8 protein-coding genes are annotated in these 7,842 nt (G+C 35.0%); 7 read left to right on the top strand and 1 reads right to left on the bottom strand.

Annotated elements, in window-relative coordinates; genetic code table 11:
* Positions 1 to 31: 31 nt before the first annotated feature.
* From ccoN to EZJ43_RS09045, 7 genes are all read left to right on the top strand, one after another.
* Positions 32 to 2,173 (top strand): cytochrome-c oxidase, cbb3-type subunit I, encoded by a 2,142-nt coding sequence (gene ccoN, locus EZJ43_RS09015; protein WP_133262364.1) that lies wholly within the window; start codon positions 32 to 34, stop codon positions 2,171 to 2,173.
* 4 nt (positions 2,174 to 2,177) lie between these two features.
* Positions 2,178 to 2,360 (top strand): CcoQ/FixQ family Cbb3-type cytochrome c oxidase assembly chaperone, encoded by a 183-nt coding sequence (locus tag EZJ43_RS09020; protein WP_133262365.1) that lies wholly within the window; start codon positions 2,178 to 2,180, stop codon positions 2,358 to 2,360.
* Positions 2,347 to 3,255 (top strand): cbb3-type cytochrome c oxidase N-terminal domain-containing protein, encoded by a 909-nt coding sequence (locus EZJ43_RS09025; RefSeq protein ID WP_243718069.1) that lies wholly within the window; start codon positions 2,347 to 2,349, stop codon positions 3,253 to 3,255. Before EZJ43_RS09020 ends, EZJ43_RS09025 begins: the two co-directional genes overlap by 14 nt.
* A 43-nt stretch (positions 3,256 to 3,298) precedes the next feature.
* Positions 3,299 to 4,672, top strand: coding sequence for a cytochrome c oxidase accessory protein CcoG (gene ccoG, locus EZJ43_RS09030; RefSeq protein ID WP_133262366.1), 1,374 nt, complete (start codon positions 3,299 to 3,301; stop codon positions 4,670 to 4,672).
* 37 nt (positions 4,673 to 4,709) lie between these two features.
* Entirely contained in the window at positions 4,710 to 5,138 is a 429-nt protein-coding gene (locus EZJ43_RS09035; protein ID WP_133262367.1) for a FixH family protein, read from the top strand.
* Complete coding sequence (locus EZJ43_RS09040) at positions 5,138 to 5,836, top strand: sulfite exporter TauE/SafE family protein (protein WP_133262368.1); 699 nt, start codon at positions 5,138 to 5,140, stop codon at positions 5,834 to 5,836. Before EZJ43_RS09035 ends, EZJ43_RS09040 begins: the two co-directional genes overlap by 1 nt.
* A 130-nt stretch (positions 5,837 to 5,966) precedes the next feature.
* Positions 5,967 to 6,329: a response regulator transcription factor gene (locus EZJ43_RS09045; protein WP_133262369.1), complete on the top strand. Its 363-nt coding sequence runs from the start codon at positions 5,967 to 5,969 to the stop codon at positions 6,327 to 6,329.
* A gap of 3 nt (positions 6,330 to 6,332) precedes the next feature.
* Here the strand turns inward: EZJ43_RS09045 and EZJ43_RS09050 are convergent, their stop codons facing one another.
* Positions 6,333 to 7,532, bottom strand: coding sequence for a sensor histidine kinase (locus EZJ43_RS09050; RefSeq protein WP_133262370.1), 1,200 nt, complete (start codon positions 7,530 to 7,532; stop codon positions 6,333 to 6,335).
* Between the last annotated feature and the right edge of the window lie 310 nt (positions 7,533 to 7,842).

Consider the following 7,842-nt stretch of genomic DNA (forward strand, 5'->3'; position numbering starts at 1 on the left):
CCCACAATACATTCAAAAATTCCTTTTCAATATGCAGTTAGAAAAATTTAGTTATGATAACAAAATTGTTCGAGACTTTGGTATAGCTACCTTAGTTTGGGGCATTATTGGTATGACTGTTGGTTTGCTCATAGCAACCCAATTGTTTAAACCCATTATGAATATGGGCAGTCAATATACCACTTTCGGACGTATTAGACCGTTACACACCAATGCGGTAATTTTTGCTTTTGTAGGAAATGCCATATTTATGGGCGTGTATTATTCATTACAACGTTTGCTAAAAGCTAGAATGTTTAGCGATGTTTTGAGTAAAATTCACTTTTGGGGCTGGCAGCTTATTATTGTATCTGCAGTAATTACGCTTCCGTTGGGTTTTACCACTTCGCATGAATACGCAGAATTAGAATGGCCAATTGATATTGCAATTACCATTATTTGGGTAATTTTTGGTGTAAACATGTTTGGTACCATTATCAAACGGAGAGAACGCCACTTATATGTTGCCATTTGGTTTTACATTGCAACATTTGTAACTATTGCTGTATTGCATATTGTAAACTCTTTTGAGTTGCCAATTTCTTTTATGAAAAGTTATTATGTGTACGCAGGTGTCCAAGATGCTTTGGTACAATGGTGGTATGGACATAATGCCGTTGCATTTTTCTTAACAACCCCATATTTGGGATTAATGTATTATTTCTTGCCAAAAATGGCAAATAGACCAATTTATTCTTATAAATTAAGTATTCTCCACTTCTGGTCGTTAATCTTTCTTTACATCTGGGCTGGTCCTCACCATTTATTATATAGTTCGTTGCCAGGTTGGGCACAATCGTTAGGTGTTGCATTTTCAATCATGCTTATTGCACCAAGTTGGGGCGGTATGATTAATGGTTTGTTAACTTTAAGAGGTGCTTGGGATAAAGTACGTGAAGATGTTACATTGAAATTTATGGTAGTTGCACTTACCGCTTATGGTATGGCAACTTTCGAAGGCCCAATGCTTTCGTTAAAACAAATTAATGGCGTTGCACACTTTACCGATTGGATTATTGCGCACGTACATGTAGGTGCTTTGGGATGGAACGGTTTTTTAACGTTCGGTGTAATGTATTGGTTAATCCCTCGTATTTATAAAACAGAATTATATTCTAAAAAATTGGCGTCTTTTCACTTCTGGATCGGCACTTTAGGTATTTTATTTTATGCAGTACCAATGTATTGGGCTGGTTTTACACAAGGCTTAATGTGGAAAGAATTTACCCCTGAAGGCTTGTTAAAATATCCAAATTTTTTATCAACAACGTTACAAATTATACCGATGCATGTACTGCGAGCAATAGGTGGTGCACTTTATTTAACGGGTGTAATTGCAATGGCATATAACTTGGGCAAAACGATGTTACAAGGTAAACTGGTTGCAAACGAATCAGCAGAAGCCATGCCTTTACCTGTAATTATTGATGATTCTGCACCTGGCGATAAAGCTTGGCACCGTGTGTTAGAACGTAAACCAATGCGTTTTATGGTTATTGCGTTGATCGTAATTTTAATAGGTGGGGTGGTAGAAATGATGCCAACTTTTACCATACAATCAAATGTACCTACAATTGCAAGTGTTAAACCATACACTGGTTTAGAATTACAAGGTAGAGATTTATACATTAGAGAAGGTTGTGTGAATTGCCACACGCAAACGGTACGCCCATTCCGTTCGGAAACCGAGCGTTACGGAGAATACAGTAAAGCTGGTGAGTTTGTGTATGACCATCCATTTTTATGGGGCAGTAAACGTACCGGACCAGATTTGCATCGTATTGGTGGAAAGTATTCTGATTCTTGGCATTATAACCACTTGATGGATCCAACTTCAATGTCGCCAGGAAGTATTATGCCTCCTTACCCTTGGTTAATAGAGCAACAGCTAGATATAAGTACAACGCCTAGCAAAATCAGAGCGATGCAAACTTTGGGTGTTCCTTATCCTGCAGGATATGATTTAAAAGTAAATGAAGACTTAAAGATTCAAGCGGAGAAAATTGCGCTCGATTTAATACAAAATAACATTAAAGTTAAAAGTGATAGAGAAATTATAGCTGTAATTGCTTACTTACAGCGTATGGGTACAGATATTAAAGCGAATAAAGAAAAAATTCCTTCAAACCAATAAAAAGATGTTCAAACAAATTACAGATCTAGCTGGAGGCGAAGTTTATCTAACCTTCTCATTACTTATGTTTTTGGTGTTTTTTATCATCGTTGGTATTTACTTACTTAAAATGAACAAAAAACACATAGAAAATATGAGTTCACTACCTTTTCAAGACAATAATGCTCAAACTAATGAAGAAGATTAAACTATCCATTTTATTTTTATTAGCCTCAATAAGTGCTTTTGCTGTAGAAGCGGCACCTGCACCAATGGCGACTCCACCAGCACCAGGTTTTAGTTTAAGCAGTTCAGAACTGCTTATACTTTTTCTTTTGTTATTTGTGGTGATTATGCTTTTTGTTGCAATAACACTGCTTAATGCATTTAAAGTTATTTATAACGAACAGGTTAATCCTACACCTTACTTAAACCCCGAAAAACATAAGGCTTTAGATTATGAAGCTTGGTTGGGTAAAAGGCCATCAAAACCATCAATTTGGATTAAGCTTTTAAGTTTGAAACCGATTGAGGAGGAAAAAGATTTGGTTATTGAGCATGCTTATGATGGTATTCAAGAATTAAATAATCCTGTACCTACTTGGTTTAATGTGCTATTTTATGGCAGTATTATATTTGCAGCAGGCTATCTTTTCTATTATCATGTTGGTGGCTACGGCGATCGTCAGGATACAGAATACGAAAAAGAAATGGCCAGTGCGCAGATAGAGAAAAAAGCGTTTTTAGCAAAAGCTGGCGCGGCCATTGATGAGACTTCTGTAAAGGTTGATAAGGATGCTGCAGTATTGGCCGAGGGTAAAACGATTTTTGATACCAATTGCAAGGTTTGCCACGGCGATAAATTACAAGGAATTATAGGCCCCGATTTGGTTGATGAATATTGGTTGCACGGTGGTGGAATACACAATATTTTTAAAACAATTAAATACGGTGTGCCCGAAAAAGGAATGGTAAGCTGGGAAAAAACACTAACGCCTAAACAGATTAGTGCGGTGGCGAATTATATTCTTTCTCAAGCTGGAACAAACCCTCCGGGTGCAAAAGAACACCAAGGCGAAAAATACGAAGAAAAAGCGCCTTAAAATTATTTCATATAGCTAGTAGAAGATTTAGTGAGGTTAGAAGATGAAAAAAAGCAACAAAATTACAAACAGATTTAAGAATTTTATTTACCCTAAAAAACCTTCTGGTAAGTTATTTAACTATCGCCAGTTGGTTGGTTACGGGCTATTATTGCTTTTAATTGTTTCGCCATTTTTAAAATTAAATGGCGAACAACTGGTTCTGCTTAATTTTATAGAGCGTAAGTTTGTTTTTTTCGGATTGATATTTACACCTCAAGATTTTTATCTTTTCGCTTTGGCCATGCTAATTTTTATCATGTTCATTGTTTGCTTTACGGTAATTTTAGGTCGGCTGTGGTGCGGTTGGGCTTGTCCGCAAACCATTTTTATGGAACTTGTTTTCCGTAGAATTGAATATTGGATCGAGGGAGACGCCAACAAACAGAAGAAATTGGATGCATCTCCATGGAATACGGAGAAAGTTTTTAAGAAAGCGGTTAAACACCTTATTTTTCTATCAATTTCTTTTGCAATTGCTAACTTGTTTTTAGCATACATTGTTGGCAGTGAAGCGCTGATTAAAATCATGACCGAGCCTGTATCCATGCACGTGTCGGGTTTCGTATCGATAATGATTTTTACCTTCGTGTTTTACGGGGTTTTTGCCTACGTGCGAGAAGTTGTTTGTACAGTAATTTGTCCATACGGTCGCCTTCAAGGTGTATTGTTAGATAATCAAAGTTTAATTGTGGCGTATGATGTAACAAGGGGAGAACCTCGTGGGCATCTTCAAAAAAACGCGCTCGATGCGCCAATTGGCGATTGTATAGATTGCAATTTATGTGTTCAGGTTTGCCCAACAGGTATTGATATTAGAGAAGGAACTCAACTAGAATGCGTAAACTGTACCGCATGTATTGATGCCTGTGATGAGGTGATGGTTAAAATTGGTAAGCCGAAAAAATTAATCGGATTTTTTACACAAGATTACCTCACCGATAGGAAACCTTTTAAATTTAGCGCAAGAGCATTTGGCTACGCCGCAGTATTATTTGTTGTTTTGATGGTTTTTTCTTCGCTAATTTATAAAAGGCAAGATGTGGAAACTACTGTTTTAAGGGCAAGCGGAACACTTTACCAACAAAGAGGTAAGGATAGTACTAGTAATCTGTATAACGCCGAGCTTACCAACAAAACCAATAAAACAATTACATTTACGTTTAAGCCACAAAGTGATGCAGATGGAATTAGTTTTATCGAAAAATCGGTTGTGTTGCCAAAATTCGGTTCAACACACCTAACATTCTTTTTAATTCGTAAAAATACCGCCATTAAAAAATATAAAACAGACGTTGCTTTTGAAGTAATTGCCGATGGTAAAGTTTTAAGCAATTCTACAAGTAGTTTTTTTGCGCCACCCGGCGGAGGAGAATAATAATTTAATAATTTTAAGCTTAGCAATATAAATAAACATGAACTGGGGAACGAAGATTGTAATGGGGATGTTGGCCTTTATACTGTTTATTACGGCTATGGTTGTTTATATGTTTGCTGTACACGATAAAGATCCACTTATTGAGGAAAATTATTACGAAAAAGGTATCAATTATAATGCAGATTATAACGCACTGCAGAATGTAATAAAAGATAACGCATCGCCAAAAATAACAGTTACAGCAAATCAAATTATTATCCAATTAAAAGAAAAAGGCACGTATAAGTTGGTGCTAATGCGTCCTTCTAGCAGTGCCGATGATGTTAAAATTAATGGCACAACTGCTGGCGATAATAATTTAATTGTAGTTGATAAAAGTAAATTGGCAAAAGGAAGGTGGTTTTTAAATCTACAATGGCAATCTCAAGAAAAAGACTATTTATTTAAAGAAAATATTTCGCTATAATGGATTTTTTACCCTTAGCTTTTATGATGGGCTTGTTTGGCAGCTTGCACTGCGCAGTAATGTGCGGTCCGATTATGCTGGGTATGCCTTTTCAAAAAAGTAATTTTCTCAAATCGGGGTTGCAACTCTTACTATATCAATTTGGCCGAATTGCAGTTTACACTGTATTGGGTTTTTTAGCGGGTTTTGTGGGTAAAAGCATAGGCGTTTTTACCAACCAAAAAGTATTAAGCGCGAGTGTAGGCGTTTTGTTAATCATTTTCACGCTATTACAATTTAATTCAAAGTATATAAAAGGCTACTCCAAAATTCAAAATATGGTTTTAAATCCCATTAGTAAATTGATGGGTAAAGTTTTTAATCTCCCATTTTGGGGCTTTTTTGCGGGTATGTTAAATGGAATAATCCCCTGCGGGATGGTTTATTTAGCACTTGCTACTGCACTAAATACAGGCGACGTTAAAACTGCTGGTGGGTTTATGTTTGTGTTTGGATTAGGCACAGCGCCATTAATGTTGATGATTTCTTTAGGTGGCATTTACCTTAAAAAGTACATCCGTTTTAACACCAATAAGCTCATTCCTTATTTTATGCTTTTTATGGGTGTATTGTTTATTTTAAGATCAGCAGATTTAGGTATTCCATTTTTATCGCCTCAAAATGCAACTGGATACGGGCACTCAATCGAATGTAAATAAGGTTCTATTTTCTGTTCATCTACAAAAACATTATTCTAAACAGCTATAATTTCAAAAATATTGAAACATTTTGATATTGAATTAGTTATAGTACCATTAAGATTTAATAATAAGGGCAAGAAAATAGGATATGAGAAAGCGGATATGTGTTTTGGAAGATAACGACGATATAAGGGAAATTATAAGTTTAATTTTGGAAGATGCCCACTACGAGGTGTTTGCTTTCGCTACGGTGGATAGTTTTTTTAAAAGAAGTTACAACATTTTACCCGACGTTTTTTTATTGGATGTGATGTTGCCTGATGGAAATGGAATTGATGTTTGTAACGCTTTAAAAGTTGATGGCAAAACTAAAAATATTCCAATTTTAATGATGAGTGCAAATTACAGTGCGACAGATGTAAAAACGAATTGCAAGGCAGAAGATTTTATTCCGAAACCTTTTGATATTGATGATTTTGTAAACAGAGTTGCCATTTACGCAAAAGCTTAAAAATTACTTAGCAATACTGAACGAAATTTTGGTGCCTAAACCGATTTCAGATTCTACGTGAATTTTACCATGAAGCCTTTTAATTAAACTCCTCACAGAATCTAACCCCACTCCGTTACTTTTATTACCTAAACAATCCTGATCTGAAAGTGTAAAACCTTCTTGAAAAATTTTATCAATATTCTTCTTCGCGATTCCAATTCCATTATCAGCAACGGTAAAATAATATTGATCTGGATCTTGTTTAAATCCAAGCTCAATTTTGGGCGATGATTTATCGTTATACCTAATTGCATTACTCAATAAATTTAATAAAATCTGCTCGAGTGCAATTCTGGAACATTTTAAAGTGCAGTTTTCTGGCGATTCAAATTTGAATTTAGCTGGTATATTTAACATTGGCATTAACCGCTTTAAAAGGTCGCTTAATTCAAATGTATCACGAGATGCCAATAAAATTGATGGTGCTTTAGAATAATCAAGCATGTCATCAATATAAGTAATTAAATTTTTTGCCGACCTTAAAGCAATATTTACCAACCTAACCGAGCGTTCATCGCCTTCTTTTACCAATTTTTTCTGTAATGAATCGGCAGACATAATAATACTCGAAAGCGGATTTTTAATATCATGCGCAACTCTTTTCGCAAATTTTTCTACAAAAGAATTTACTTCGCTTAAAGTTTCGTTACTTTTTTCTAACTCTATTACCTTACGCCTTAATTCTAACTGGTGTTGCACCTGTTTAGCCAAAATTTGTAACGCTTTAATTTGTCTATCTGTTAATGTTTTTGCTTCATGATTTATGACGCAAATTGTGCCCAATGAATAGCCTTCTGGATTTATGAGCGGTACACCGGCATAAAAAATAACTTTAGATTCTCCAGTAACCAATGGATTATCGCAGAAGCGGGTATCAATGCGGGCATCATTAACAACCATTACTTCGTCTCCAGCTATCATTGCATGTGTGCAAAATGCCAGCTCTCTAGGAGATTCAGTTTCTTCTGTACCGTATTTTGATTTGAACCACTGTTTTTCTTGTCCTAAAATCGTAACTAAAGCAACATCTGTTTGACAAATTTCGGCAGCAAGCATGGTCAATTCATCAAAATTTTGCTCTTCTTCTGATCCAATAATATTGTAAGAATCTAAGGCGATAAGTCTTTCAGTTTCATTAAGAGCGGTAAGTGGAATTGTCATATTAATTTACAAAACATAAATATAAAAAAAATTAACTAATTAATGGTTTTTGTGTACAAAAATACTTTAATAATATTCAATAGTATTTTTTTGTACATTAAGTTTGCAGTTTATTTTATCACTATATGACTTCTCACCCAAAAATCTACCTGCTAATTATCAAAATTCGATTTTTCAATTATATTAAGACCGTTGCAAGGCAGATTTCTTCAAAATGTGTATAAATAATTTTATAATTATTTGATTACTAGCTGGTTAATGATTATTTTAGTGTTATGAAATTGATAAAAACACCATCATTTGCTGACGA

It is taken from the genome of Pedobacter changchengzhani, assembly GCF_004354365.1.
GTDB classification, from domain to species: Bacteria; Bacteroidota; Bacteroidia; order Sphingobacteriales; family Sphingobacteriaceae; genus Pedobacter; species Pedobacter changchengzhani.